Origin of the sequence: Ruegeria sp. HKCCD6428, from assembly GCF_013110595.1 — a bacterium.
Classification (GTDB): Bacteria; Pseudomonadota; Alphaproteobacteria; order Rhodobacterales; family Rhodobacteraceae; genus Ruegeria.
In genome coordinates this window covers 150,286-176,219 of record NZ_WVQX01000001.1, presented here as the reverse complement: position 1 = coordinate 176,219, position 25,934 = coordinate 150,286, and the positions used below count along the sequence as shown (strand labels likewise).

Below are 25,934 nucleotides of genomic sequence, written 5' to 3'. Positions count from 1 at the left end.
GCATGGTACCCGATCCGGACAGCGCAGCCGGGGCCGAGCGCACCCGGCTGTTCGTCTACAACGGCGGGTTTCTTACGCAAAAACGCCTGAGACGGATTCTGACGCTTGCCGGATATGACATTCGTCTGGGTCTTCCCAAGGATGGCGATTGCGTGGGCATATGGGGCAACAGCCCGACCGCGTATCGGGGCCTGCGCATCGCCGAAAAACACCGTGCACCCGTTCTGCGGGTCGAGGATGCCTTTCTCAGGTCTCTGCACCCGGGGCGCGCCGGTGAACCGCCCTTGGGTCTTTTGCTGGACCGTTCAGGCCCGCATTTCGATGCGGCAGAACCTTCCGACCTTGAGAAGCTGCTGAACACTGATCCCTTGGACGACACCGCGCTGCTGAACCGCGCACGCGCGGCGATGGAGCGGGTCAGGGAATTGCACCTCAGCAAGTATTCCGCGTTTGACCTCGACCTTGTCGCACCTGATCCCGGTTATGTACTGGTCATCGATCAGACGGTTGGCGATGCCGCCGTCACGGCAAGCGGTGCCGATCGTGCCCGTTTTCTTGAAATGCTCGTGGTCGCGCAGGAGGAAAACCCAGGCGCGCGCATTCTGATCAAGACACATCCAGAAACGATGGCAGGTCATCGTCAGGGATATTTCACCGATCAGAACCTGTCAGACCGGGTCACGTGGTTTGACCAGCCCATCAGCCCCTGGCCCCTGCTTGAGGGTGCCGTTGCGGTTTATACCGTTTCCTCGCAGCTGGGCTTTGAAGCAATCCTGGTCGGTCACAAACCGCGCGTTTTCGGCCAACCGTTCTATGCCGGCTGGGGCCTGACGCAGGATGAATTCCCAGTCCAACGCCGACAGCGCAACCTGACGCGCGCGCAACTGTTCGCGGCCGCTATGCTGCTTTACCCGACCTGGTACGACCCCTTTCGCGATCAGCTCTGCGAACTGGAAACGGTTCTGGACATTTTGGAGGCGCAGACCCGCGCATGGCAGCAGGACAGGCACGGTTGGACGGCCGCCGGTATGCGTCTGTGGAAACGCAGGCACATGCAACAGATTTTCGGGCGGCATGGCAAGTTGCGCTTTACGGCCACACAGCCTGATGCCTCGGATCGCCCGCACATGGTCTGGGCCAGTCAGGCGCGCGACAGCGAAGGGGCCGTTCGTGTGGAAGACGGTTTTTTGCGTTCCCGCGGACTTGGGGCGGCGCTTGTTCCGCCCCTATCCCTGGTAACCGACGAAATCGGCATCTACTATGACCCCACAAAGCCCAGCCAGTTGGAAAACCTGATCAGCGAGCGTGCAACATTGCGCCCGGATCAGGAATTGCGCGCTGAACGGCTTGTTGAGAGATTGCTGGCCGATGGTTTGAGCAAATACAACACGGGCCAATCCGCGCCGGTTCTACCCCATGGGCACCGAATTCTGGTGCCCGGACAGGTTGAAGATGACGCCTCGATCCTGCTGGGCACCAACACGGTGCGCAGCAATCTGGACTTGCTGAAAACGGCGCGCGAAGCCAACCCCGATGCAATCCTGATCTACAAACCGCACCCCGATGTCGAAGCCGGTTTGCGGGATGGCCAGATAGACGCAGAGTCACTTGCGGACCTTGTCGTGACCCGAACTGACCCTGCCTCGCTGCTGACGCAGGTGGACGAGGTGTGGACGATGACATCGCTATTGGGGTTCGAGGCATTGTTGCGCGGGGTGAAGGTCACGACCCTGGGCGCGCCCTTCTATGCGGGATGGGGCCTGACCACCGATCTGGATGCCGTCCCCGTCAGGCGAGGTGCACGGCCGTCGCTGATGGGTTTGGTGCACGCCACCTTGATTGACTATCCACGCTATTTCGATCCGATCACCAGACAACCCTGCCCTGTCGAAGTGGCTGTTGAACGCTTGGCGCTGGGGCATTCGGCACCGTCCGGTCCGTTCAACCGGTTTCTGTCAAAGCTTCAGGGCGCGTTCGCAACGCACGCTCATCTTTGGCGTTGACGTTATTCCGACGCTCTGCGCCAACGGTGCAATACATCCCCGCCGACCGCCTGCGTCTCGATCAATTCGAATCTGGGGGCGGCCTCCAACGTTTCCAGACCTAGTGTCCCGACCGCGGCCAGGCCCTCGGCCCCGATGGTTAAGCCGGCAGTGAACCCGATCAGCTCGTCCACCAGATCTTCGGCCAGCAGCGAGGCCGCAAGCGCGGCCCCGCCTTCGCAGAAGACACTGGTCAAACCGGCCTGACCCAGTTGCTGAAGCAGATCCATCGCATCGATATGATGATCTTTCAACGCACAGGGGATCAGCTTTGCCCCCAATCCCTCCCACGCCTGTGCACGTTCTGCATCCGGGTGATGCGCATGGCAGAGCCAGACAGGTATCTTTGAAGCCGTGCGCGCCAGCTGCCCCATCAGAGAAATATCCATATGGCGGGACACCACGACGCGGACGGGTTGATGCTCAACGCCAAGATCCCGAACGGTCAGCGAGGGGTCGTCGGCGCGCGCCGTCCCTGCCCCGACCATAACCGCATCGTGACGTGCGCGCATGGCATGGACCACACGACGTGCCTGCGGTCCGGTGATCCATTGACTGTGCCCTGTCGAGGTTGCGATACGCCCGTCAAAACTGCTGGCCATCTTCAGCGTCACAAAAGGCCGGCCTTGTTCAGTCTTGAGGAAAAAGCCTTCCAGATCCCGTTCTGCCTGTTGCGCAAGAACGCCAGTTACAACGTCAATCCCCGCCTCGCGCAACATAGCAAAACCCTGCCCGGCCACGCGCGGATCGCTGTCTTCGACAGCGGCCACAACGCGGGATACACCTGCCGCAATCAAGGCCTCGGCACAGGGTGGCGTTTTGCCGTGATGGGCACAGGGTTCCAGAGTTACATAGGCGGTCGCACCACGCGCACCCTGCCCGGCCTGAGCCAAGGCTTCGGTCTCGGCATGAGGGCGGCCACCCGGCTGTGTCCAGCCCCGCCCAATGATCCGGTCATCACGAACGATGACACACCCCACAGCGGGGTTCGGCCAGCACGTCCCCTGACCGCGCCGCCCCAAAGACAGGGCAAGCGCCATGAATCGCTTATCTGTTTCGTTCACTCGTCAGTCGAAGGCTGCGGCGGGCGCAGTTCGTGGACGAACTCCTCGAAATCATCGGCCGCCTGGAAATTCTTGTACACACTCGCAAAGCGAACATAGGCGACAGTGTCGATCCGCGCCAGAGCTTCCATAACGATCTCACCGATCTTGTTGGACGGGATATCCGTATCGCCCATGCTTTCCAGACGGCGCACGATGCCCGAAATCATCTGATCGATCCGTTCGGGATCAACGGGGCGTTTCTGCATCGAGATACGGATCGAACGCTCCAGCTTGTCGCGATCGAAATCTTCGCGTTTACCATTGGTCTTTATGACAACCAGATCACGCAGTTGCACACGTTCGTAGGTCGTGAACCGTCCGCCACAGGCCGGACAGAACCGGCGTCGGCGGATTGCCACGTGGTCCTCTGCCGGGCGTGAATCTTTCACCTGAGTGTCGATATTTCCGCAAAACGGGCAGCGCATCCGCCGTCTCCTCGTCCCATGTTCGGCCTCTTTTTGTAAGCGCTGCGGCTTACTTATCCACAACTATAGGGCAGCCGCTAGGATTTGGGTAGTCGGAAATTCAAACCGCTAAATAGTGGGTCAGGCCAGATACGCCGCGACCTTCCTTTGATGCGGCGCGGTGCGGTGTTCAAACAGGTAAATCCCTTGCCATGTTCCAAGAACAGGCCGTCCCTGCGACACCGGGATCGTCAACGAAACCGGCAAGAGCGCGGCCTTGATATGCGCAGGCATATCGTCCGGGCCTTCATAGGTGTGCCGCAGATAGGACATGGCAGGGTTGTCTGACGGCGGAACCAGCCGTTCGAAGAACGCCTGAAGATCTGTTTGAACTTCGGGGTCCGCGTTTTCCTGGATCAGCAATGAGCAGGAAGTGTGGCGAACGAACAGGGTCAAGACCCCATCTTTCGCCACCCGTTCAAGCCATTGCAGAACGTCGGACGTGAATTCGTACAGCCCCGGACCTTGGGTGTGCAAAACGAACTCGGTCTGCATCGTGACTATCCTGCGCGTTTGTCAGTCGTTGAAGAACGGTCGATAATTACACCGTGCATTCGCACCTTGTACAGATTCACTGTTGCCAGGCTGAAACCCGAACGAGACAAAGCTGCCTGGTTGCACATCAACCGTTTGAGGTTGCTTGATGGAAAACTGAACCGCTGTTCTGCGACCGGTTGTGACACTGGGCCCGTACCCCCGCAGCACGTAAATCCGGTCCGTCCAGCCCAATCCCAAGGTTCGGCGCGCAAAATCTGCGGCCGCGCACCAATAGCCTTCGGTACGCATGTCGCCGCGGGGGATGACCTCAAAATCAGTGGCGTTTATGGGTTCCGTTCGAAATCCGTTTCGCGCAGCATCTGCTGTCAATGGAACACTGAAGGCCAAGGCTGCCAACGCGGCGAAAGTGTATGACTGTTTCATGGTAATTTCTTCCCTGATTGCTTGTTCCAAATAGTGACCTCCAAATAGGTTAGTCGAACTTCACCGCGTGCACAGGGTGCCTCACGATCAATTCAGCCCGTCTGGTACATAGCGTGATCCGGTGTGAGCCAGCCTTGACAGCGGATCAGCAGGCCAAAGCCCGGTGTCGCAGACCAACGCGTCACCTGCGGGAAAAAGAGCGTGCCGGGGAGCCCTGAGCAGAGATTGGTGATTTCTCCGAGGCTCTGACCTCATCCCCATAAAGGTCCCGACCCGGCAACAAAGCTGATTTGGACAGCCGCGCGCTACACTTCATGCGCGTTCCGGTCAAAACCTTTCGAGAACTTGCCAACAAGTAGTACTCAAGTGCAAAATCCTTTCTGCCAAAAGCCAAAGTCAACAAAGGGATTTCCCTGATAAACTGTTAGTGTATTTGAGAACGTAAGGTGTTGTACCACGATGGATGTAGATATCGACCGACTACATTTTTTGATCCAGGCACTGGATCGCCACACCGGCAACAGCAAAGTATCCCAGCGGGTATTGAAACAGGCCGGGATGCGTCAGCAGGATATCGCGCCCCCTGCCGCAGTCTACAGCGCACATAAAGAGGCCCTTTTCATCCGGCACGCCTGTGACGCCGTTGGTGACATCACATTTGCGGCGCGCACTGGGCTCGAGGTCACGTCGGCCTCGACCGTGACGGGGTATATCAGTAAATACTCACGCGATTTGAGGCAGGTGATGGAAAACCTATCCCGTTTTCACGGCATCATCGATCCGGCCATCGGGCTCAGCTTCCGTGTTGCCGGTAACTTCGCGGCCCTTGAGGCCGATTGGAAAGACGCCAGCTTTGCCCGCTATCATCGGCGCACGGAATTCCTGTTGTTCGCTGCGCTGGCCAGGATGAGAAACCTCACGCAGGTGAAGTTGCACCCGATCGAGATGCGCTTTCAGCACAAAGTTGGAAGCTACGCCAAAACCTACGAAAAGCTGGCAGGCTGCCCGGTGGTTTTCAGCGCTGAAAAGATTGAGATCATTCTGCCGCTATCTGCGCTGGAATTGAAAGTGCCGACCTATGATCCCAAGCTGCGGGAGCATTTGCTGGAATACGGTGAACGTCTGCTGGCCGAAAAAACACCTCCCAAGCACCAGACCCGCGCCCGTGTCGAAGGTCTGATCACCCGATCCCTGCCCGGCGCAATCCTGCAAGCCGAAGATGCGGCGGCTGATCTGGGGATGAGCCTCAGAACCTTCAGTCGACGTCTCAAGGAAGAAGGCACAAGCTATCGCGATATTGTGGACGATCTAAGATGTGATCTGGCCCAGACTTTCATCACAAATGGCATGACTCTGTCTGAAATCTCATACGCGCTGGGCTATGCCGATCAGGCTGCTTTTTCGACCGCCTTCAAACGGTGGACAGGTCAACCGCCCAGCGCCTTCAAGACCCGAGTGGAACATCCCATTCGGACAGCTGGCCGGGGGTCATCAGCCTGAAAAACCTCGCCCCGGCCTGTCCCATGAGTGGACAAGACCGATATAGAAAGGCACACCGCCCCGGCCTTGTGCATTCGCGCCAACGTGATGCGAGAACCAGCCAATGTGAACGAAAAAAGGCGCCTCTGAGGGGCGCCTTTGTTCTGATATATCTTTGTTCTTATTGATCCAGGAAAGACCGGAGTTTTCGTGAACGGCTGGGATGCTTCAGCTTCCGCAGCGCCTTGGCCTCGATCTGACGGATCCGTTCGCGGGTCACGCTGAACTGCTGGCCGACTTCTTCCAAAGTGTGATCGGTGTTCATGCCGATGCCAAAACGCATCCGCAGAACCCGTTCTTCGCGCGGGGTGAGCGAGGCCAGAACCCTTGTGGTGGTTTCCTTGAGGTTTTCCTGAATGGCGCTGTCCAGGGGCAGCACAGCATTCTTGTCCTCGATGAAGTCGCCCAATTGGCTGTCTTCCTCGTCGCCAATCGGCGTCTCCAGAGAAATCGGCTCTTTGGCGATCTTCATCACCTTGCGCACTTTCTCGAGCGGCATCTGCAACTTTTCGGCCAGTTCTTCCGGCGTCGGCTCGCGGCCGATTTCATGCAGCATCTGACGGCCCGTGCGCACCAGCTTGTTGATCGTTTCGATCATATGAACCGGAATACGGATCGTGCGGGCCTGATCTGCGATCGAGCGGGTGATCGCCTGGCGGATCCACCAGGTCGCATAGGTCGAGAACTTGTAGCCACGACGGTATTCGAACTTGTCCACCGCCTTCATCAGGCCGATGTTGCCTTCCTGAATAAGATCAAGGAATTGCAGGCCGCGGTTGGTGTACTTTTTGGCGATCGAGATCACCAGGCGCAGGTTGGCTTCGACCATTTCCTTCTTGGCCTGCCGCGCCTCTTTCTCGCCCTTCTGAACCTGCTGCACGATGCGGCGGAATTCCGAGATATCCAGACCGACATACTGGCCGACCTGAGCCATGTCGTTGCGCAGTTCCTCGACCTTCGCGGTCGAGCGTTCGATGAACATCTGCCATCCCCGGCCCGGCTTTTCGGCCATCTCGGCCAGCCAGTTCGGATCCAGCTCACGTCCCCGATACGCTTCGATGAACTCACGGCGGTTGATGCGTGCCTGATCGGCCAGCTTGACCATCGCGCTGTCCAGAGACATGACGCGGCGGTTGATGCCATAAAGCTGGTCGATCAGCGCCTCGATCCGGTTGTTGTGCAGGTGAAGGCCATTCACCAGCTCGACGATCTCAGCCCGCAGTTTCTGATAGGTTTCTTCGTCCTTTTCACTGAACGTACCGTCTTCGTTCAGCGTGGCCGAAATCCGGCTGTCCTGCATTTCTGACAGCATCGAGAAGTCGGTCGAGATACGCTCCAACGTGGTCAGGACCTGATCCTTCAGCGCCGCTTCCATCGCGGCCAGTGACATGTTGGCCTGATCGTCTTCGTCGTCATCGTCATCGTTGTTCAGCGGGTTGCCATCCGCATCCAGCTCGGGGCCGGTATCCTTGGCTGGCTTGTTCGCCTGCACGGCCGAGGTATCGACGACCGGCTCTTCAACGTCACCGTCCTCGTCCAACTGGTTGCCGAATGTGGTTTCCAGATCAATGACATCCCGCAGAAGAATGTCTTCGGACAACAATTCGTCATGCCAGATGGTGATCGCCTGAAAGGTCAGCGGGCTTTCACACAGGCCCGCAATCATCGTGTTGCGACCGGCTTCGATCCGCTTGGCGATTGCGATCTCACCCTCGCGGCTCAGCAGTTCGACCGACCCCATCTCACGCAGATACATGCGCACAGGGTCGTCGGTGCGATCCAGCTTTTCAGTGCCGGAACCGGCCAGTGCAACCTCACGGTTGCTTTCCGCGGCAACCAGTTCGGTCGAGCCTTTGTTCTCTTCTTCTTCGGCCTCTTCATCTTCGATGATGTTGATGCCCATCTCGGACAGCATCGACATTACGTCTTCGATCTGTTCCGAACTGACCTGATCAGGCGGCAACACCTGATTGAGCTGGTCGTAGGTAATGTAACCTTTCTCGCGAGCCTCGGCGATCATCTTCTTGACGTTCGCCTGGCTCATGTCCAGCGAGATTTCCTGTTCCTGCTCGTCGGATTTGCGGTCTTCGTTCGTATCCTTGGCGGCCATTCAATGCTCCTGCAGGGATGGGTGATTCGTCTCAGCCGAATCATTAGCGCGTATAAGTGATTCGGCCACCCGTTTACCCGTTTTTCTTTTCCAGTGCCTTACGAAAACACCACTTATCGGCGTTTCCGCTCGAATTTGATGCCAGACATGATCGCCGCAAACGCGTCTTTCTCGTCACGATTGATTCGCGCCCCATTGTCAGCAATGTCGAAAACGGCCCTATCCTCGTTCTGGCTTCGACTCGTGCGGTTGCGCTCTTCGGCGGCTTGCGCCAGCCGGTATGTCAGCGCCTCATCGGGCAGATCGGACAGTTCTTCCGCCGCTTCGGCAATCTCGGCATCCAACCCCCGGAGCGCTTTGATCTTTGCGAGTTCCTCGGCCAGTGTCATCTCGGCCTTTTCAACGTCGCCTGGCTTGGACACACAGGGGATGACTGCCACATGGCGAAGGGTCAGCAGGTTTTCAAGGGCGTCAGGCCCCATTGATGCGATAATGTGGTCTTTCAGGTTGTCCGGATCATCAATTGCGTGACGCAGAACAGCATCGCGCAACGCCGCGTAGTCAGGATTGTGACATTCCATTTCTTCCAACTGTTGCTCAAATTGGACAACAACCTTGGGATTCAGAATTGAAATCGCCAGAATAGCGGCTTCACGCAGCTGGATATCCGCGTTTTCCGAAGAGGCCAGAAACGAACTGCGCGCGCCCGGCGTCGCGGTCTGCTGCGGCTGCCATTTTCCCCGCGGTTGCCACGGACGGTTTTGAGGTTGTCGTCGGGGGCGGAACAGTTGCCAGCGCAGGTCTTTGATTTCCTGACCGTAATGCGAGCGGATCGAGGGATCTCGGATCAGCTTGATCTTGTCCCGCAGTGCCTTGTCCAGTGCTGCCTTGCGTTCCGGGCTGTCGAATACCTTTCCTTCGGTCTCGCGCTGCCACAGCAGTTTGACCATCGGCACGGCCCCTTCCAGAACGGCCTGAACGGCGCCCGGGCCTTCGGCGCGCAACAGATCGTCCGGGTCCTTGCCTTCGGGCATCAAGGCAAAACGCAGGGATTTTCCGGCCTCCAGCAGCGGCAGTGCCAGATCAACCGCCCGCATGGCCGCCCGCAGACCCGCGGCATCCCCGTCCAGTGCAATGATCGGTTCATCCGCGATCCGCCAGAGCAGTTGCAACTGATGTTCAGTAATGGCCGTTCCCAAAGGCGCAACCGACGCACCAAACCCCGCCTCGGCCAGCGCGATCACGTCCATATACCCTTCGGCCACGATCAGCGGCTGCCCTTTGCCCGCCGCCTGCCGCGCCGGACCTTGATTGTAAAGGCTGCGCCCCTTGTCGAACAACTCGGTCTCGGGCGAGTTCAGGTATTTCGCGTTGTCATTCGGATCCATCGCGCGGCCACCGAATGCAATGCAGCGCCCACGCGGATCACGGATCGGGAACATGATCCGGTTGCGGAAGGTGTCATAGGGTTTTTTGCCTTTGTTTGAAGGCTTGGCCAGCCCGGCGCCAAGGATCAGCTCCTCTTGGATGCTCTTGCCGCGCAGGTGATCCCAAAGCGCCTGCCAACTGTCCGGCGCAAACCCGATCTCCCACCGATCCAGCGCGCTTTGATCCAAACCCCGGCGCGACAGGTAATCCCGTGCCTCTGCCCCCGCCGCTGTTTTCAGCTGCAAGCGGAAAAACTGCACCGCCTGTTCCATCACATCGGCAAGCTGACTGCGGCGATCCTGCTTTTCCTGTGCTTTCGGATCCCGCGCAGGCATCGGCATGCCAGCCTCGCGGGCGAGGATCTCCACCGCTTCGATGAACGAAACATTTTCCGTTTCTTTTACAAAGCTGATCGCGTCGCCCTTGGCGTGACAGCCGAAGCAGTAATAAAACCCCTTCTGATCATCGACATGGAATGAGGCCGTCTTTTCGTGATGAAACGGGCAAGGCGCCCACATGTCACCTTTGCCTTGATTGGATTTGCGCTGATCCCAAATCACCTTGCGCCCGACGACCTGAGACAGGCTCAGGCGGGTGCGCAGTTCATCCAGAAATCCTGGGGGCAGTGACATGGGTCAAACCTGACAGAAACAGGAAAGCGCGCCAAGGGGAAGGCGCGCGTTTGTCCACAGGGAAATGTCCGGGCTGTGGATTATTGCTGCAAACACAGCTCAAGCCAAGCGGCGCCCAGATCCTTTTTGCGCACGTCGCGCATCTTTTGTTCATAGACCCACGGTGTGATCAGCGGAATCGCGGCGTTGTAGTTCTCGGGCCATGTCGGGCCACTATCAGCCACGGCTTGCGCTACATCGCGTTCTTTCACGCGGTCCAGCCGCGCGTTTTGGATCGCTGCCACTACATCCGCCTGATACTTGCAGCTTTGTTCCTTAGTTTCCTGAGCGGCCAAAGGGGTGGCCAGCAGAGCCGCGACAATGGCTATACGCAACATGGAGGTCTCCGGGATTCGTTTCTCTGAGTGTCTACTATCTGTCAAACTAACGGGCCGCCATCGACATTCAAGCCGCGGCGTGTACCGGCGGGGCGAAATGATCACCCCGCCCACCTGCTTCAGAGCCCCTTGGCGCGATAGCTTTTGGCCACGCGGTCGATCGCCACGATATAGGCCGCAGTACGCAGGTCTTCGACATCGTCGCGGCTGTGCCACACTTCACGCATCGACTGGTAGGCAATCCGCATCGTATCGTCGAGGCCTGAGCGCACCAGTTCAAGCTCATCGGCACCCTTGAGGTATTTTGCCTTGAAGTCCGGCGACATCGACCACGCGTCACCCAGATAACGGTCCAGCCGCTCTAGCTCGCTGACGATCAGTTCATGTCGCGCCTCTTCCTGCCGACGCTGCATCCGGCCGAAACGAATGTGGCTGAGGTTCTTGACCCATTCAAAATAAGACACCGTCACACCACCCGCGTTGGCATACATATCCGGGATGATAACGGTGCCTTTCTTGCGAAGAATCTCATCCGCGCCAGCGGTGACCGGGCCGTTCGCTGCTTCGATGATCAAAGGTGCCTTGATCCGATCCGCGTTGGAAAGGTTGATGACACCCTCCAGGGCAGCCGGAATCAGAATATCACACTCAGCCTCCAGAACGCTTGTGCCTTCCGCTGAATGAGTCGCGTCCGGATAATCCTTGACGCCGCCATGCTTGACGATCCACTGGCGGACGGCTTCGACGTCGATACCATCCGGGTTATAGAGCGCTCCGTCCCATTCAATGATACCTACAACGCGTGAACCGTCCTCCTCGCTTAGAAACTTCGCAGCGTGATAGCCCACATTGCCGAGCCCCTGCACCACAACACGCTTGCCGTCCAGCTTGCCCGACAGGCCTGCCGCCCTGACATCTTCGGGGTGACGGAAAAATTCGCGCAGAGCGTACTGAATGCCACGTCCGGTGGCTTCAACCCGCCCAGCGATACCACCTGCGTTCAATGGCTTGCCGGTCACACAGGCCCGTGCATTGATGTCGGTGGTGTTCATCCGGGCGTATTGGTCGGCCATCCAGGCCATTTCGCGTTCGCCCGTTCCCATGTCGGGCGCGGGAACGTTTTGCGACGGGTTGATCAGATCCCGCTTTGCAAGTTCATAGGCAAAGCGTCGCGTGATTTGCTCCAGCTCGTGTTCTTCGTATTTCCGCGGATCAATGCAAAGCCCGCCTTTCGATCCGCCAAAAGGCGTTTCGACAAGAGCGCATTTGTACGTCATCAACGCAGCCAGCGCTTCGACCTCATCCTGGTTCACCGCAGTGGCATAACGAATGCCGCCTTTGACCGGCTCCATATGTTCAGAATGGACGGACCTGTATCCGGTGAACGTATGGATCTCACCGCGCAGACGCACACCGAACCGAACTGTATAGGTCGCGTTGCAAACCCGGATTTTCTGCTCCAGCCCCGGCGGCAGTTCCATCAGGGCGGCCGCCCTGTTGAACATCAGGTCAACACTCTCGCGAAAGCTTGGTTCTTGGATGCCGGTCATAAAATCCTCCGTACCGCTGGATGACGAAACGTCATGACGTTTTGTCGCACCAACCAAGTCTGGCTGCAATCAAACAATGCACTTTTTTTCATCACCTTCTTAACAGAGACTTGAGGGCCTGATGGTGAGTCGCCCAATCCAGTCAACCGCTTAACTGATTGTCTTCAATTCATCGACAGACCAGGGGAAAACGTGAAAATTATACCCCTTGAGTGCGCAAAAAGGCCAAAACCAAGCCTTTTTCGCCCAATTCACGCCACGTTTGAAAATTAAATTTAACCGGAATTTCCTTTCTTTGGCGCACGACTTCTATGTGCGAGGCGGAGTCATCAAATGATAATTTTCTCGCTTCAGAACGACGGCTCGAAGCCGAAACACAAGATTTCCCGGTTGCGGCTGTTTGCCCGAAAAGAAGACGGCACTTTTACGATATTCACCCTGCTCATTTTAATCCTGATGCTGGCCATTACCGGCATGGCGATGGATCTGATGACGTACGAGCGCGACCGCGCCAGCCTGCAATCCACGCTGGACCGTGCGGTGCTTGCTGCAGCAGATCTTGACCAAAAGCTGCCACCCAAGGATGTTGTCGACGCCTATATGGAAAAGGCCGGGCTGGGCCATCTTGAGAAAACCGTGACCGTCACCGAAGGGTTTGGCTCCAGAAAGGTGGCCGCGACCGCCAATGCAGTCGTTCCGACGCGTTTCATGAGGTTCGGAAAAGTTACCGAACTGAATATGAAAGCGGCAAGCACTGCCATAGAGTCCATCGGTTCTGTTGAAATCTCGCTGGTTCTGGACATGTCCGGTTCCATGACAAGGTCTTCTGCGACCGCCGGAAAGTCGAAGATCGAAGTCTTGAGAACTGCGGCGAAGGGCTTTGTCACCAAAATGCTTGAGGAATCTGGTGAAACGAAGATTTCGATGTCGATTGTCCCCTATGCCACTCAAGTCAATGCCGGGCAGGACATTCTGGGTAAATTCACCAACGTGACCTCAGAGCACAACTATTCCCATTGCGTGAACTTTACTTCCGGACAATTCGGATCTGCGACGCTTAGCCCGAATACCTTCTATCAGCGTACTGGGCATTTCGATCCTTGGCGATACAATTCGGCAAACGTCAACGGCGTTTCAACCGATGGAGAACAGCCCCCGGCCTATTTCGTATGCCCTGTTCGCAGCGGCAGTGAAATTACAGCTGTCACCGACAATGTCCAATATCTGCACAACCGCATCGATGCCCTGACCGCAAGTGGCAACACATCTATCGACGTAGGCATGAAATGGGGTGTCGGCATGCTGGATCCGTCATTCCAGCCTGTGATCAATGCCTTGGCCACCGAAAACAAGGTTCCTGCAAAATTCGCTCTGCGCCCGGAATCTTATGACTCGGACGTGCTTAAGGTCGTAATCGTAATGACCGACGGGCAAAACACTTCGCAGTACATGTTGGACTCGTCCGCGCGTAGTGGCCTGACTGAAGTTTGGTTCAACCCTGACTATCAAAGACCCGACGGGAAAAAGGGTGAATATAGTATCCGCTATTCGACCAACCCGGATCGTTGGGTCTGGATGCAACATACAGAAGAAAACGGCAGCTATGTCACGGCAGGCCATCCTTTTGGGAATCCACCCAATGAAAACTCCTCTAACGAAGAGATTGGCACCGCCACTCGCCTGACCTATCCCGAGCTTTTTGCCCGAGCTTCGCTGTGGTGGAACGCCAAGAACAACTTCTATTGGCAAAGCAACCACGAGAATAACTGGTACTACGGCCTCAGAAAATCAGTGGGATCTTCCACAAAGAACGCGCGCACGACCAGCATCTGCGGCGCGGCCAAAGACAAGGGTGTCATCATCTATGGCATCGCTTTCGAGGCCCCCACCAGCGGCTTGAATACCATCAAGTCCTGCGCAAGCTCGGACAGCCATGTTCACAATGTAGCTGGATTGGATCTGGACAAGGCGTTTACTGCGATTGCTTCGTCCATCCGCAAATTGAGGCTGACGCAATGATCCGCAAATCACTGTCAAAACTCCGTACTTTCAAGCGATCCGAGTCCGGGAACGCGACGATCGAATTTGTCATGATCATTCCGTTTTTCCTGGCATTCATTGGTATTGGTGGAGAGATGTCGATAATCACCACCAAGCACGCCGCGCTGGAACGGGGAGTTGATCTGGTCGTTCGGGATATCCGTCTGGGCACAGGCACCAACTGGAGCCACGATGTAATCAAGGACCGGATTTGCGACATTTCCGGTATCAAGAATTGTAAAACCAACCTGCGGCTGCAAATGCTCCGCCAGAACGCATTCAATGGTATCGTACTTTCGGACGAAATACCCTGCACCGACAGTTCGGAAGACCCCAAACCAGTGCTCGACTTCAAAAGCGGGGCCTCAAACGAGTTGATGATTTTGCGGGCCTGCCTGCGTATCGATCCTGTTCTGGAAAGCTCGATCATCGCAAACACAGTGGTCGACGAAAGTGGCCACTATGCAGTGACAGCAACGACCGCATTCGTGCAGGAGCCACGGTAAAGCTATGTTTGTATTCAGAAACGTGAAAAACCGCATCAAGGCCTTCAAGCAGGACGAAAGTGGTATTCTGACCGTCGAGGCCATCATGATCTTCCCGCTGTTGTTGTGGACGATTACGTTTACGTTCACCGCATTCGAGGGATTTCGTCAAAGCGCGTCGAACCTGAAGGCTGCCTATACGGTCAGCGATCTGATCTCACGTGAATCGGCCGCCGTGACTGATGTTTACATCGACTCGCTTCACGAACTTATGGGCGAAATGGTCAACAACCGGTCTGAAGTGCGCATGCGTGTCTCGCTGATCCGTTTTGACGAGAACGACAACCGCCACTACGTGGATTGGTCGACCGTGCGCGGCTATGACACGGAATGGAACGACAACAACATTCAGGAAATCGAAAACCGTCTGCCGCCGATGCCGGATCAGGACACGGTCATTCTGGTGGAAACATCCAACGAGTATATTCCTCAGTTTAAACCTGGCTGGGATCTGGCGACCGGCATTAACTTTCAAAACTTCATCTTCACCCGTCCCCGCTTTTCCACCAAGGTCGCTTGCAACCTAGTGCGCCCTCCGGTCGTCTGCGTGGATAATAGCGCTTAAGACTTCTGACATGAACTTGGCCTCGGCGGCAGACGTCATGCCGCCGACGCCGACCCGGCGACCAATCCGCCACCACAATCCGGGGGCCCATTGGTACGTATCTTTGTGCTTGGTGCGAACCAGAAAGCCGTTTGACGGCTTGAACGCGAATACGCCGCGATCCACCGACTCAATATCAGCCACCTTTGCGATCATTTGACCTGACCCGGTACGCAATTCCGACTGTGTCAGTTCAATATGGTCCTGGGTCGCGTGCCATACACGATAGGCCAGCCAAAGCGACGCGCCCCCTACGGCAAACAGAAATACTTGCCACGCCGGTTCGGGCGGCGATGCCAAAGCGACGTATGTGACCAGCACCCCAACCGTCGACAGCATCCCTACTCCGATCCACCGTCTGGGGGATGATGCCTGAATCGTTGCCAGCACTTCGTCCTGCATGGATGTCTCCTGTCCGTTCCGCTTCGACTTAGCGACTTTCCAGGGGAAACAACAGGGCTTTGGTTGCTTAGCAAATTTGCACAGCTCCGGTTAATTAACGCTGATTGACCGCAATCACGCAGGGGTTACATGCTGATCAAACGAACCGGAGGCGAATATGTCCCTTAGACCCACACTGGAAACACGCAGGGCCACCCCGACGATGGAAGGGGCTGGCGTGAAACTTCACCGCGCATTCGGGTTTCAGGACCCGTCCGAACTTGATCCTTTCCTGCTGTTCGACGACTTCAGGAACGAACGCCCGCAGGACTATAAGGCTGGTTTTCCCTGGCATCCGCATCGCGGAATCGAGACGATCACCTATGTTCTGGCCGGATCGGTCGAGCATTCGGATTCGCTGGGCAACACCGGCACGTTGGGCGCGGGCGACGTACAGTGGATGACGGCGGGGTCCGGCATCCTGCATCAGGAAATGCCGCAGGGAAACACCTCGGGGCAGATGCACGGGTTTCAGCTGTGGGGTAACCTGCCTTCGGATCAGAAGATGACTGCCCCGCGCTATCAGGATGTTCAAAGCAAGGATATCCCCGAAGTCACTGATGACGACGGCACCACCGTTCGTGTGATTGTCGGAGAGTTCTGGGGCAAAACCGGCCCCGTGGACGGCATTGCGGCAGATCCACAATATCTGGACATCTCGGTTCCGGCGGGTGTGAAGAAGACCTTTCGCATCGACACTTATCGCCGAGCCTTCGCCTATGTCTTTCAAGGTCAGGCAGCTTTTGCAGATGCGTCACGCCCGTCCGGTGTGCTGTTGGAAAAAGAGGTCGCCGGGCAAGAGGTGAATATCCGGGATATGTCGGGTGACCGCACGCTTGTCCGTTTCGGGACGGGGGACGAAATCACCGTTCAGGCTGGCCCCGAAGGCGTTCGGTTTCTGTTGATCTCGGGGGCTCCGATCAATGAGCCCGTCGCATGGCACGGGCCCATTGTGATGAACACGCGGTCCGAATTGGAACAAGCGTTTCGCGAACTGCGAAACGGGACCTTCATTCGCCCTGCGCACTGACACAGTGACTGTCTGGCCCTGTCAGGCTGTCACCGCCTTATGCACCATGTTCCAATAAATCTGTTCGACCTCGTCCAGTGACAGCCGCCCTCCGGACCTGTACCAGGTCATCACACCGTTCAACATGGCAATCACCGCCAGCGTGGCGATCTTGGTGTCCGGTATCGCAAACTGACCAGCCTGCTGGCCAGAGTGAAGAATGTCCTCCAGCGCGTTTTCGTATTGGCGCCGAAGGTCTTCGATTTCAGCGAAGTTTTCGGGCGAGAGGTTGCGCAGTTCCATATAGGCGATGAACACCTCGTCTGGGCGTTGCAGGTGGAAACGAATGTGAAAACCGACAAATCTGCGCAACGCTTGCTGGCAGTCATCGCAGCGCTCTAGCGCGTTGAGCGCCGAAAGCAGATCCTGCATATGCTCTCGCATCAACCGATACAGCAAACTCTGCTTGTCCGGCGTGTAATTGTATAGCGCCCCCGCCTGAACGCCGACCTCTTTCGCGATCTGCCGCATCGAAACCGCGGCATAGCCGTGGCGGGCAAACAGGTTCAGGGCCGCCTTTCGAATGCGCGGGCCTGTGATATCAGAGTGGGAGCCTTGAGTACGTGCCATCCGCCCACAGTATCTGAACAAATGTTCATATAGAACCCCGCTTGATCGGCGCCGGCAAAAGGTGCATCACGAAATGACGAACGAAACCGAAAAGCGTGCCACATGAAACTGCTGCCTGTTCTGCCTCTTATTCTTGTGTTTGCCGGGTGTTCAGACTTTCCCGAACTTGAAGGCAGTGAACCGGCCTCGGTCAAATCGGCCCCCTATCCGCGCCTTGTTCCGGTGCAGGAAACGTTGGGGCCTTCGATTGATCCCGTAAGCCAGGCCGCAGAGGTGGAGGAAGACCTGACGCAGCGCAGCGAGGCGCTTGCGAAAAAGGCCCAGGCGCTGCAAAACGCGCAAACCAACTAAAGCGTGACATTTGACCTCGACAATCCCCCGGTGACGGATTGCACCCTTGGCCTGAACCCGATAAGGCAGCGCTGATCGGGCAGGCGTCCGAATGCAGACAAGTTTCGAGCGGAAAGGAACCCACGACATGACACAGGCACTGCGGCTGGGAATTGCGGGCTTGGGAACTGTCGGCGTGGGTGTCGTCAAGATTGTTCGCCGCCACGCAGATTTGCTGAAGGCGCGCACGGGCCGGTCGATTGAAATCGTGGCCGTATCGGCGCGGGATCCGAACAAGGACCGCGGCGTGAACCTGTCGGATTGTGCCTGGGAAACCGACCCGGTTGCGCTGGCGAAACGTGACGATATCGATGTCTATGTCGAACTGATGGGCGGCGAAAACGGTCCGGCCAAGGCCTCGGTCGAAGCCGCGTTGGCCAGCGGCAAAGACGTCGTGACCGCCAACAAGGCATTGTTGGCCATTCACGGGCAGGAACTGGCCGAACAGGCCGAAGCTGCTGGCCGCGTCATCCGGTTTGAGGCCGCAGTCGCGGGCGGTATCCCCGTAATCAAATCCCTGACCGAAGGGTTGGCCGGAAACGAGATCACGCGCGTGATGGGCGTGATGAACGGCACCTGCAACTACATTCTGACCCGGATGCAATCGCAGCGTCAGGGCTATAACGCCCTTTTCGACGAATGCGCCGAACTTGGGTATCTTGAGGCCGACCCCAATCTGGATGTCGGTGGCATCGACGCCGCGCACAAACTGGCTTTGCTGGCCTCGATCGCTTTTGGCACCAAGCCGAATTTCGACGGGATTGAGATCGAAGGCATTCAGCAAATCAGCCTCGACGATATCGACCAAGCCGAGGATATGGGCTTTCGCATCAAATTGCTGGGCGTCGCGCAGCGCACCGCGCGCGGGCTGGAACAGCGGATGCAGCCTTGCCTTGTGCCCAGCGACTCGCCCTTGGGGCAATTGGAAGGCGGCACCAACATGGTGGTGATCGAAGGCGACGCGGTTGAACAGGTTGTGCTGCGCGGCCCCGGTGCGGGTGAAGGCCCGACGGCCAGCGCCGTGATGGGCGACGTGTGCGATCTGGCACGCGGGCTGCAAATCCCGACCTTTGGCCGACCGGCCAAATCGCTTGAGGCTGCGGCCCCCGCCGTCACGGGCCTGCCGGCGCCTTATTATCTGCGGCTGGGTCTGCTGGATAAACCGGGCGCACTGGCCAAGGTTGCAGCCATTCTGGGCGATGCCGGTGTTTCCATAGACAGGATGCGCCAATATGCCCATGCCGAAAGCACGGCGCCTGTGCTGATCGTTACCCACAAAACCACCCGCGCCGCGCTGGACGTTGCGCTGGACGGGTTCCGGGACACAGATGTGGTTGCCGGTGCCCCCGTCGCGTTGCGGATTGAAGAGGTTTGAACTTGCGGCCTGCATGAAACGCAAGCTATGCCGATAGAAACGGCTTAAATGACCAGAGGATACATGACAATGAGTGCTGCCAAAACCGATTTCAACGACCGCCTGCTGTCTCTGGGGCTGGCAAGGGTGGCGGAACAGGCTGCGCTGGCCTCGGCTTCGCTGGTGGGGCGTGGTGACGAGAAAGCCGCCGACCAGGCCGCCGTGAATGCCATGCGCGAACAGCTGAACATGCTGGACATTGCTGGCGTCGTGGTGATCGGTGAAGGTGAACGCGACGAAGCACCGATGCTTTATATCGGCGAAGAGGTCGGCACCGGAAACGGCCCCGGCGTGGACATCGCGCTGGATCCGCTGGAAGGCACAACGCTGACCGCAAAGGACATGCCCAACGCGCTGACCGTGATTGCCATGGGCCCGCGCGGCTCGATGCTGCATGCGCCCGACGTTTACATGGACAAGCTTGCTGTTGGTCCGGGCCTGCCCGAGGGCGTCGTCAATCTGGACATGTCTCCACGTGAACGGGTGGAATCCTTGGCAAAAGCCAAGAACTGCAAGCCTGCGGACATCACCGTCTGTATTCTGGAACGTCCCCGTCACGAGGCGATGATCGCCGAAGTGCGCGAAACCGGAGCATCGATCCGCCTGATCACCGATGGTGACGTGGCAGGTGTCATGCATTGCGCAGAAAGCGAAGTGACCGGCATCGACATGTATATGGGCCAGGGTGGCGCCCCCGAGGGGGTTTTGGCTGCCGCTGCGCTGAAATGCATGGGCGGTCAGATCTTTGGTCGCCTGTTGTTCCGCAACGATGACGAGCGGGGCCGTGCTGCCAAGGCGGGTATCACCGATCTGGACCGGGTCTATTCGCGCGATGAGATGGTGACCGCAGATGTGATCTTTGCCGCAACGGGTGTAACCGGCGGTTCTCTGTTGCCGCGCATCAAGCGCGAGCCGGGTTGGGTGGAAACCACGACGCTGCTGATGCGTTCAAAGACCGGGTCCGTACGCCGCATGTCGTATCGCACCCCCACCTGGCCGCACGATAACGCCTAACGGCTTGCGCCGTTGCCTCCGGCGGGAGTATTTGGGAAAAGATGAAAAGGCCGGGTCCGAAAGGATCCGGCCTTGGTTCACAAGGGGCAGGCAATGGGTTTTCTTGGCGTAGAACAATCACTGACCGGGCGGCGCTGGGTTGGCCCGGAAGCCGAGCTGGAGCGGGCTGCCGAGATGATGACTCAACAGACCGACCTGCCGCGTGCGGTATGTCAGGTTCTGGCCCGTCGTGGCGTGCCGGTCATGGAGGCGCGCGGCTTTCTGGACCCCAAGCTAAAGGAGCTGCTGCCAGATCCCCGCGACATGAAGGACATGGAAACGGCGGCGGCGCGTTTTCTGGACGCCGTACGCCATCGCCAGAAAATCGCGGTGTTCGCGGATTACGATGTTGACGGCGGCTGCTCTGCCGCTCTGCTGCTGGTTTGGCTTCGGCAGATGGGGTTGCAGGCGACGCTTTATGTGCCGGATCGGATTGATGAGGGATATGGTCCGAATGTTCCGGCAATGCGGGAACTGGCAACCAGCCACGACCTGATCATTTGCGTCGATTGCGGCACGCTCAGCCATGAACCGATTGCCGCAGCCACGGGGGCGGACGTGATTGTTCTGGATCACCACCTCGGCGGCGAAACCCTGCCGGATTGCGTCGCAGTCGTGAATCCCAACCGGCAGGATGAAAGCGGTGATCTGGGCTATTTCTGCGCGGCGGGTGTCGTGTTTCTGATGCTGGTCGAAGCAGGGCGCCAGCTGCGCGCGGCAGGCACAAAGGGGCCTGACCTGATATCGATGCTGGACCTGGTGGCCCTGGCAACCGTGGCTGACGTTGCGCCTTTGATCGGCGCCAATCGCGCCCTGGTTCGACAAGGCCTTAAAGTGATGGCCCAAAGGCAGCGCCCCGGACTTGTCGCATTGTCGGATGTCTCGCGCATGGATACGGCGCCCAACAGCTATCACCTGGGTTTTCTGCTTGGCCCCCGCGTGAACGCGGGTGGTCGCATCGGGCAGGCCGATCTGGGCGCCCGCCTGCTGAGCACGGATTCCCTGCACGAGGCACAGGCCCTGTCCGAACGTCTGGACGCGCTGAACACAGAACGCCGGGACATTGAAAACGCCGTGCGCGCCGCCGCGATGGAGCAGGCCGAGGGTCGCGGACTCGACGCACCGCTGGTCTGGGCCGCCGGTGAAGGCTGGCATCCGGGTGTGGTGGGCATCGTGGCGTCTCGTTTGAAGGAAACCGCCAACCGTCCGGCCGTCGTGATCGGCTTTGACGGTGATGAGGGCAAAGGCTCGGGGCGTTCGGTCTCGGGCGTGGATCTGGGGGCGTCGATCCAGCGGCTCGCGGCCGAAGGGTTGCTGGTCAAGGGTGGCGGTCACAAGATGGCCGCTGGACTTACCGTCATGCGCGACAAACTGGAACCTGCGATGGAACGCCTCAGCGAGTTGCTGGCAAAACAAGGCGCAGGTCAGGGCGGCCCTGCCGATATGAAGCTGGAAGGCGCCCTTATGCCGGGTGCCGCAACAGTGGATCTTGTCGAACAGATCGAACAGGCCGGACCGTTTGGTGCCGGAGCCCCTGCCCCGCGATACGCGCTTCCGGATCTTCAGGTGCGTTTTGCCAAACGTGTCGGGGAAACGCACCTGAAGTTGTCATTGTCCGATGGCATGGGTGGTGGGCTGGATGCGATTGCCTTTGGTGCCTTTGACGGTCCGATGGGCGAGAGACTATCAAATCATGGTGGCGCACGCTTTCATTTTGCAGGCCGGCTTGAGGTGAACAACTGGGGCGGGCGGCAATCCGTGCAGCTCAGGCTCGAGGACGCGGCAGAGGCAAATTGACGTCTCGCTCGGAAGGCGAAAAAACTTTCTCATCCCTGCGTTTTTCGGCTTGCGGGGGTCACGGTGAAACCGTAAAAGGCCCTCCACAAGCCAGCGTGGCCCGTTCGTCTATCGGTTAGGACGCCAGGTTTTCAACCTGGAAAGAGGGGTTCGATTCCCCTACGGGCTACCACTTGTGCTTGCGTCACTACCAAGTGGCCCGTTCGTCTATCGGTTAGGACGCCAGGTTTTCAACCTGGAAAGAGGGGTTCGATTCCCCTACGGGCTACCATTTTCTTATTCAACATCAACAAGCTACCGGAAAAGTCTCCCTGCGCGCGATTTCGGATTGATTATGCCTTGATGGTGCAGCCTAGAGGAAATACCGTCCTGCTTGTCAGCCGTGCATCTGGTCCTAAGAGATCCGTATACACGCAGGGAACCCTCAGTGTAAGCTTCTCAGGCCCCACCGGGGGTTCTTTTTGATCTAAGGCAGTTTCGCTTTCTGCTTTCACGAAGTGTTATCTACTGAAGAGCTAAATTAGTCAGTTAAAAAATAATGAGATACTTTGTCGAGCAGCTTGTTCCCTCTGAGGTATTGTTGAAGCAGGGGGTTTACCTTCAAACTTGTGCTCACATCGAGTTGTGCACGTGGCGAATTGTTCAGATGGTCGATGGAATTGACCCTTCGTCCCGCGCTCAAATTGAGGAATTTGTTCGCCTATAGCTAAACACCAGAAACATAGTTGCCAGACTCAGGCAATCGGCCGTTAAGTGCTACGCTCCGTTAGGGATACGACTACTTCTGTTAGCTGAGCGTATTCATTCAGGATTGCCAAACCGAAACATGGCTGCCCACGGCGCATGGAAACTTCATGCTTCAGGCCAAATGGAAATTGAGCATTATTTCATCAACAAGGCCAAAGAACTGCGTTATGTTTCAGAGAGGTTCGGAGATCGCGCTATAGAAGCCGCTCTAGAAGACGCAGACTTAATCTTGAGAGAAGCTATCCAACTGCATGAAGCGTTTGTTTCTCGAAACCTCAAGTATGTCTCGTTCACCGCCAACAATAGTTCTCAGGTTAAAACGACTAAATCGAACGCGTCAGCAGTACAGCATCTGGTTTCTCCCGTGCGAAACCAAACTCAAGTTGGATCACAAAACTTACTAAGGACATCAACCGCGTTGTCCCACGCATTTCGTTTAAGTCTGGGAAGCGGTAAGGGTTAGGCTCTCACAAAAAAGCTGCAAGCAGAGCATTTTGCAATTGGTCAGCCTTGGGAACTACTAAAAAACTACGCTACCCCCTTCGGGCTATCATTTCACCTGATCACACTCCGAACTTTTCTCGGCACAGGTTTTCGATCTTTTGCCCGGTGGATTTGTATTCGGGTGTGTTTTCTGCCGCGTAGTGAAAGTTTTTCATCAGCCCGGTCAGCTGCGTGAACACCTGCCTCACTTCGGCTTTGTCCGAGAAGACCGCTTTGGATTGCGTCACATCGTACACAAGCTTGAACGTCTTTATCTGCCGTTCAAGCGGCACTGTCGCATCGACTGTGTCAAATGCGTCCTGTTGCAAGTAGACCATATCGACGAACAAGGCTTTCTGTTGGGTTACAAAGTCGTCAATTGTGACGCCCTCTTCCCCAGTGACCTGCATCATCTGATCGACCTGTTCGCCTTTTTCGATCAGGGCCAACAGGGTGCGCACTTTGGCTGTCCAACCCGGCTCGGCGTTCCTGTCATACCAGTCGGACAATTGGTCGGTATACCGAGACCAGCTGAGCATTGGATCGACCGCTGGATAAAACCGCTTGTAGGCGCGTTCGGATGACAACCCGAGGAAACACTTGACCGTCGACAAGGTTGACTGGGTTACCGGCTCGTCAAAATTGCCGCCAGCAGGCGAAACCGTTCCGATCAGCGTCAGGCTGCCAAGATCGCCGTCATTCGTTTTCAGCGCCCCGGCGCGTTCGTACAAACCCTTGATCGAGCTTTCCAGATAGGCCGGGAACCCCTCTTCGCCCGGGATCTCTTCGAGCTTGCCAGAGGTCTCGCGCATGGCTTGCGCCCACCGGCTGGTGCTGTCGGCGATCAACAAGACATCATTGCCCATCTGGCGGTAGTATTCCCCCAACGTGATCCCGGTGAAGATCGACGCCTCGCGCGCGGCAACCGGCATGGAGGACGTGTTGCAGATGATGATCGTCCGATCCATCAGGCTGCCACCGGTGGTTGGATCGGTCATCTTCGGAAATTCCTCGATGGTCTCGACCACCTCACCTGCACGTTCGCCGCAGGCCACGACGATCACGATATCAACCTTCGCATTCCGTGCGATCAGGTTTTGCAGCACGGTCTTGCCCGCACCGAACGGCCCGGGAATACAGGCGGTGCCGCCGCGTGCAATCGGAAAGAACGTGTCGATCAGCCGTTGCGACGTCAGAACCGGTTCCGTGGGATACAACCGCTCGGACAGTGCGCGCTTCAGGATGTTTTCCGGCAATGGTCGCCGAACCGGCCATTTCTGCGAAAGCGTCAGCGTATGCTCGCCACCGTCTTCGTCTTCCAGTCGGGCCACGATGTCATGGATCGTGGCCGCGCCTTTTTGCACCCAGACCACCTTGTACACACCAGTCCAGTTGAACGGCAGCATGATCTTGTGGCTGAAATGGCCTTCGGGCACCGTTCCGATGCTGTCCCCGGCAGTGACCGTGTCACCCACCTTCACGGACGGTGTAAAGGACCATTTCGCGTTTTCATCCAAGGGCGCGACATCTGCGCCGCGCGGCAGGAAGGTACCAAATGCTGCTGCCACCTTGGGCAAAGGCGACTGCAACCCGTCAAACACCTGCCCCAGCAGCCCCGGCCCCAGCTCGACCGACAAGAGCTGACCTGATTGCTCCACCGGGTCGTCGACCGCCACCCCATCAGTGCTTTCATAGACCTGAACGTCCGCCATATCCCCACGTACGCGCAGCACTTCGCCCTTGAGCCTTTCCTGCCGCCCACCGGGGCCGGAACGCGAAGGCAATATGTAAACCACTTCGTTTTTGACCAGTTGACCGGGGTGGCCGGTCGCGTCCGGATTGGCCTGTATCCGCACAAGCCCTTCCTGAACAAGGACGACGCGTGCGGTCGATGAGTATTTGGCTGAGATTGGGGCTGTCATGCGCTTGCTCCCTCAAAATCGACATCAGCGAAGTCGGCCATGGCCTGTTGTGCCAGTTTCTCAAATCTCTTGGCGGCTTCCGCAGCGCTGCTTTGCGCCCAGCGGTCGAAGATGTTCCAGATCAGAACGTAGATGGCGACCGCCTCGAAATCGAACATGTGACGAGCCGCGTGCCGCTTGAGCTGCTTGTGGCTTATCGACAAAAGCAGACGTTCCAGACCCAGCGGATCTTCGTTTTCCAGCAATTGAGTTGCCTCTTTGATCCAGGGCATGAGCCGTTCCAGCCGAAAACTGGGATCACCCCAATTGGCTGGGATGTGGCGGCTCCATCGTCCGACTCCGAATGGGCCTGAAGGCGCCGGTTCTCCGCGTTTTCTCAGGCGCAATGCCGCGACCACCGAGCGTAGTTCCATGCGCTCCATGAAGAGTTTGCGCAAGGTGGGCTGAGGGATGTCCAGCATCGCTTTCTTGCAGCGCTGGATCGCCTGAGCGTCGGTGACATCCATGTCGTAGGCGCTCCAGCTCAACGCGTGCTCGAGGATCTTCAAAACTTTGCTGTCCTCCGGTGTCAAAGCCGTCAATCGACGGTCCAGCCTGATACGTGACAGGGGCGGCTGCTTGGCAACGAACAACCGTTCCGAACCCGGAAGGCTGCACATCAACGCGATATAGGCGTCCTGTTTTGACATC

The 25,934-nt window shown here is 57.6% G+C and carries 23 protein-coding genes and 2 tRNA genes; 13 read left to right on the top strand and 12 right to left on the bottom strand.

From position 1 onward, the window contains the following. Positions 1–2: 2 nt before the first annotated feature. Entirely contained in the window at positions 3–2,003 is a 2,001-nt protein-coding gene (locus GS620_RS00810) for a capsular polysaccharide biosynthesis protein (protein ID WP_171613620.1), read from the top strand. 2 nt (positions 2,004–2,005) lie between these two features. Here the strand turns inward: GS620_RS00810 and ribD are convergent, their stop codons facing one another. From ribD to GS620_RS00790, 4 genes are all read right to left on the bottom strand, one after another. Then, positions 2,006–3,106: a bifunctional diaminohydroxyphosphoribosylaminopyrimidine deaminase/5-amino-6-(5-phosphoribosylamino)uracil reductase RibD gene (ribD, locus tag GS620_RS00805; protein ID WP_171328875.1), complete on the bottom strand. Its 1,101-nt coding sequence runs from the start codon at positions 3,104–3,106 to the stop codon at positions 2,006–2,008. Further along, positions 3,103–3,573 (bottom strand): transcriptional regulator NrdR, encoded by a 471-nt coding sequence (gene nrdR, locus GS620_RS00800; RefSeq protein ID WP_117869416.1) that lies wholly within the window; start codon positions 3,571–3,573, stop codon positions 3,103–3,105. The genes ribD and nrdR overlap by 4 nt, the downstream gene beginning before the upstream one ends. Positions 3,574–3,693: 120 nt before the next feature. After that, positions 3,694–4,107 (bottom strand): secondary thiamine-phosphate synthase enzyme YjbQ, encoded by a 414-nt coding sequence (locus tag GS620_RS00795; RefSeq protein WP_171363156.1) that lies wholly within the window; start codon positions 4,105–4,107, stop codon positions 3,694–3,696. Between the two features lie 21 nt (positions 4,108–4,128). Next, entirely contained in the window at positions 4,129–4,533 is a 405-nt protein-coding gene (locus tag GS620_RS00790) for a hypothetical protein (RefSeq protein ID WP_171613618.1), read from the bottom strand. 459 nt (positions 4,534–4,992) lie between these two features. On the opposite strand from GS620_RS00790, the gene GS620_RS00785 reads away from it, so the two are divergent. Then, a complete protein-coding gene (locus tag GS620_RS00785; protein ID WP_171363155.1) occupies positions 4,993–6,033 on the top strand; it encodes an AraC family transcriptional regulator in 1,041 nt (346 codons plus the stop codon). A gap of 160 nt (positions 6,034–6,193) precedes the next feature. Here the strand turns inward: GS620_RS00785 and rpoD are convergent, their stop codons facing one another. The 4 genes from rpoD to GS620_RS00765 form a co-directional block, all read right to left on the bottom strand. After that, positions 6,194–8,182, bottom strand: coding sequence for an RNA polymerase sigma factor RpoD (rpoD, locus tag GS620_RS00780; RefSeq protein ID WP_171119526.1), 1,989 nt, complete (start codon positions 8,180–8,182; stop codon positions 6,194–6,196). A gap of 113 nt (positions 8,183–8,295) precedes the next feature. Continuing rightward, positions 8,296–10,242: a DNA primase gene (gene dnaG / locus GS620_RS00775; RefSeq protein WP_171613616.1), complete on the bottom strand. Its 1,947-nt coding sequence runs from the start codon at positions 10,240–10,242 to the stop codon at positions 8,296–8,298. 80 nt (positions 10,243–10,322) lie between these two features. Beyond that, complete coding sequence (locus GS620_RS00770; RefSeq protein ID WP_171363153.1) at positions 10,323–10,619, bottom strand: hypothetical protein; 297 nt, start codon at positions 10,617–10,619, stop codon at positions 10,323–10,325. Between the two features lie 119 nt (positions 10,620–10,738). After that, complete coding sequence (locus GS620_RS00765) at positions 10,739–12,169, bottom strand: Glu/Leu/Phe/Val dehydrogenase (protein WP_171613614.1); 1,431 nt, start codon at positions 12,167–12,169, stop codon at positions 10,739–10,741. A 333-nt stretch (positions 12,170–12,502) separates the two neighbouring features. On the opposite strand from GS620_RS00765, the gene GS620_RS00760 reads away from it, so the two are divergent. Genes GS620_RS00760 through GS620_RS00750 form a run of 3 tightly spaced genes read left to right on the top strand, consistent with a single transcriptional unit; the run spans position 12,503 to position 15,319 of the window. Further along, complete coding sequence (locus tag GS620_RS00760; RefSeq protein WP_171231900.1) at positions 12,503–14,188, top strand: Tad domain-containing protein; 1,686 nt, start codon at positions 12,503–12,505, stop codon at positions 14,186–14,188. Then, a complete protein-coding gene (locus tag GS620_RS00755) occupies positions 14,185–14,715 on the top strand; it encodes a TadE/TadG family type IV pilus assembly protein (RefSeq protein WP_171119523.1) in 531 nt (176 codons plus the stop codon). The genes GS620_RS00760 and GS620_RS00755 overlap by 4 nt, the downstream gene beginning before the upstream one ends. A 4-nt stretch (positions 14,716–14,719) precedes the next feature. After that, a complete protein-coding gene (locus GS620_RS00750) occupies positions 14,720–15,319 on the top strand; it encodes a TadE/TadG family type IV pilus assembly protein (RefSeq protein WP_152457540.1) in 600 nt (199 codons plus the stop codon). Here GS620_RS00750 and GS620_RS00745 read toward each other — a convergent pair. Then, the gene (locus GS620_RS00745) at positions 15,278–15,760 is read right to left on the bottom strand and encodes a hypothetical protein (RefSeq protein ID WP_152457539.1); all 483 of its coding nucleotides are present in this window, start codon (positions 15,758–15,760) and stop codon (positions 15,278–15,280) included. The two genes, GS620_RS00750 and GS620_RS00745, sit on opposite strands and share 42 nt — an antisense overlap. A gap of 157 nt (positions 15,761–15,917) precedes the next feature. Here GS620_RS00745 and GS620_RS00740 point away from each other — a divergent pair, with 157 nt between their 5' ends. Then, complete coding sequence (locus GS620_RS00740) at positions 15,918–16,829, top strand: pirin family protein (protein ID WP_171613612.1); 912 nt, start codon at positions 15,918–15,920, stop codon at positions 16,827–16,829. Positions 16,830–16,850: 21 nt separating this feature from the next. Here the strand turns inward: GS620_RS00740 and GS620_RS00735 are convergent, their stop codons facing one another. Next, positions 16,851–17,438 (bottom strand): TetR/AcrR family transcriptional regulator, encoded by a 588-nt coding sequence (locus GS620_RS00735; RefSeq protein WP_152457537.1) that lies wholly within the window; start codon positions 17,436–17,438, stop codon positions 16,851–16,853. Between the two features lie 102 nt (positions 17,439–17,540). On the opposite strand from GS620_RS00735, the gene GS620_RS00730 reads away from it, so the two are divergent. The 7 genes from GS620_RS00730 to GS620_RS00700 all read left to right on the top strand — a co-directional run bounded on the left by GS620_RS00730 (position 17,541) and on the right by GS620_RS00700 (position 23,302). Further along, a complete protein-coding gene (locus GS620_RS00730) occupies positions 17,541–17,789 on the top strand; it encodes a hypothetical protein (RefSeq protein WP_171119520.1) in 249 nt (82 codons plus the stop codon). 127 nt (positions 17,790–17,916) lie between these two features. After that, positions 17,917–19,203 carry a homoserine dehydrogenase gene (locus GS620_RS00725; RefSeq protein ID WP_171613610.1) on the top strand — a complete coding sequence of 429 codons (1,287 nt, stop codon included), beginning with the start codon at positions 17,917–17,919 and terminating at the stop codon, positions 19,201–19,203. Positions 19,204–19,272: 69 nt separating this feature from the next. Continuing rightward, positions 19,273–20,256 carry a class II fructose-bisphosphatase gene (gene glpX, locus GS620_RS00720; protein WP_171119518.1) on the top strand — a complete coding sequence of 328 codons (984 nt, stop codon included), beginning with the start codon at positions 19,273–19,275 and terminating at the stop codon, positions 20,254–20,256. Between the two features lie 93 nt (positions 20,257–20,349). Then, positions 20,350–22,092, top strand: coding sequence for a single-stranded-DNA-specific exonuclease RecJ (gene recJ, locus GS620_RS00715; RefSeq protein ID WP_171613608.1), 1,743 nt, complete (start codon positions 20,350–20,352; stop codon positions 22,090–22,092). A gap of 97 nt (positions 22,093–22,189) precedes the next feature. Then, positions 22,190–22,264, top strand: a tRNA-Glu gene (locus GS620_RS00710). Positions 22,265–22,288: 24 nt separating this feature from the next. Then, positions 22,289–22,363, top strand: a tRNA-Glu gene (locus tag GS620_RS00705). Between the two features lie 555 nt (positions 22,364–22,918). Further along, positions 22,919–23,302 carry a hypothetical protein gene (locus GS620_RS00700; protein WP_171119516.1) on the top strand — a complete coding sequence of 128 codons (384 nt, stop codon included), beginning with the start codon at positions 22,919–22,921 and terminating at the stop codon, positions 23,300–23,302. 100 nt (positions 23,303–23,402) lie between these two features. On the opposite strand, the gene GS620_RS00695 is transcribed toward GS620_RS00700, so the two are convergent. Further along, positions 23,403–25,244 carry a V-type ATP synthase subunit A gene (locus GS620_RS00695; RefSeq protein ID WP_171613606.1) on the bottom strand — a complete coding sequence of 614 codons (1,842 nt, stop codon included), beginning with the start codon at positions 25,242–25,244 and terminating at the stop codon, positions 23,403–23,405. After that, the gene (locus GS620_RS00690) at positions 25,241–25,933 is read right to left on the bottom strand and encodes a hypothetical protein (protein ID WP_171613604.1); all 693 of its coding nucleotides are present in this window, start codon (positions 25,931–25,933) and stop codon (positions 25,241–25,243) included. Before GS620_RS00690 ends, GS620_RS00695 begins: the two co-directional genes overlap by 4 nt. Between the last annotated feature and the right edge of the window lies 1 nt (position 25,934).

Coding starts and splice junctions, on each gene's coding strand:
- GS620_RS00810 (WP_171613620.1), top strand. CDS start 3: ATGGTACCCGATCCGGACAGCGCAGCCGGGGCCGAGCGCACCCGGCTG.
- nrdR (WP_117869416.1), bottom strand. CDS start 3,573: ATGCGCTGCCCGTTTTGCGGAAATATCGACACTCAGGTGAAAGATTCA.
- GS620_RS00795 (WP_171363156.1), bottom strand. CDS start 4,107: ATGCAGACCGAGTTCGTTTTGCACACCCAAGGTCCGGGGCTGTACGAA.
- GS620_RS00790 (WP_171613618.1), bottom strand. CDS start 4,533: ATGAAACAGTCATACACTTTCGCCGCGTTGGCAGCCTTGGCCTTCAGT.
- GS620_RS00785 (WP_171363155.1), top strand. CDS start 4,993: ATGGATGTAGATATCGACCGACTACATTTTTTGATCCAGGCACTGGAT.
- rpoD (WP_171119526.1), bottom strand. CDS start 8,182: ATGGCCGCCAAGGATACGAACGAAGACCGCAAATCCGACGAGCAGGAA.
- dnaG (WP_171613616.1), bottom strand. CDS start 10,242: ATGTCACTGCCCCCAGGATTTCTGGATGAACTGCGCACCCGCCTGAGC.
- GS620_RS00770 (WP_171363153.1), bottom strand. CDS start 10,619: ATGTTGCGTATAGCCATTGTCGCGGCTCTGCTGGCCACCCCTTTGGCC.
- GS620_RS00765 (WP_171613614.1), bottom strand. CDS start 12,169: ATGACCGGCATCCAAGAACCAAGCTTTCGCGAGAGTGTTGACCTGATG.
- GS620_RS00760 (WP_171231900.1), top strand. CDS start 12,503: ATGATAATTTTCTCGCTTCAGAACGACGGCTCGAAGCCGAAACACAAG.
- GS620_RS00755 (WP_171119523.1), top strand. CDS start 14,185: ATGATCCGCAAATCACTGTCAAAACTCCGTACTTTCAAGCGATCCGAG.
- GS620_RS00750 (WP_152457540.1), top strand. CDS start 14,720: ATGTTTGTATTCAGAAACGTGAAAAACCGCATCAAGGCCTTCAAGCAG.
- GS620_RS00745 (WP_152457539.1), bottom strand. CDS start 15,760: ATGCAGGACGAAGTGCTGGCAACGATTCAGGCATCATCCCCCAGACGG.
- GS620_RS00740 (WP_171613612.1), top strand. CDS start 15,918: ATGTCCCTTAGACCCACACTGGAAACACGCAGGGCCACCCCGACGATG.
- GS620_RS00735 (WP_152457537.1), bottom strand. CDS start 17,438: ATGGCACGTACTCAAGGCTCCCACTCTGATATCACAGGCCCGCGCATT.
- GS620_RS00730 (WP_171119520.1), top strand. CDS start 17,541: ATGAAACTGCTGCCTGTTCTGCCTCTTATTCTTGTGTTTGCCGGGTGT.
- GS620_RS00725 (WP_171613610.1), top strand. CDS start 17,917: ATGACACAGGCACTGCGGCTGGGAATTGCGGGCTTGGGAACTGTCGGC.
- glpX (WP_171119518.1), top strand. CDS start 19,273: ATGAGTGCTGCCAAAACCGATTTCAACGACCGCCTGCTGTCTCTGGGG.
- recJ (WP_171613608.1), top strand. CDS start 20,350: ATGGGTTTTCTTGGCGTAGAACAATCACTGACCGGGCGGCGCTGGGTT.
- GS620_RS00700 (WP_171119516.1), top strand. CDS start 22,919: ATGGCTGCCCACGGCGCATGGAAACTTCATGCTTCAGGCCAAATGGAA.
- GS620_RS00695 (WP_171613606.1), bottom strand. CDS start 25,244: ATGACAGCCCCAATCTCAGCCAAATACTCATCGACCGCACGCGTCGTC.
- GS620_RS00690 (WP_171613604.1), bottom strand. CDS start 25,933: ATGTCAAAACAGGACGCCTATATCGCGTTGATGTGCAGCCTTCCGGGT.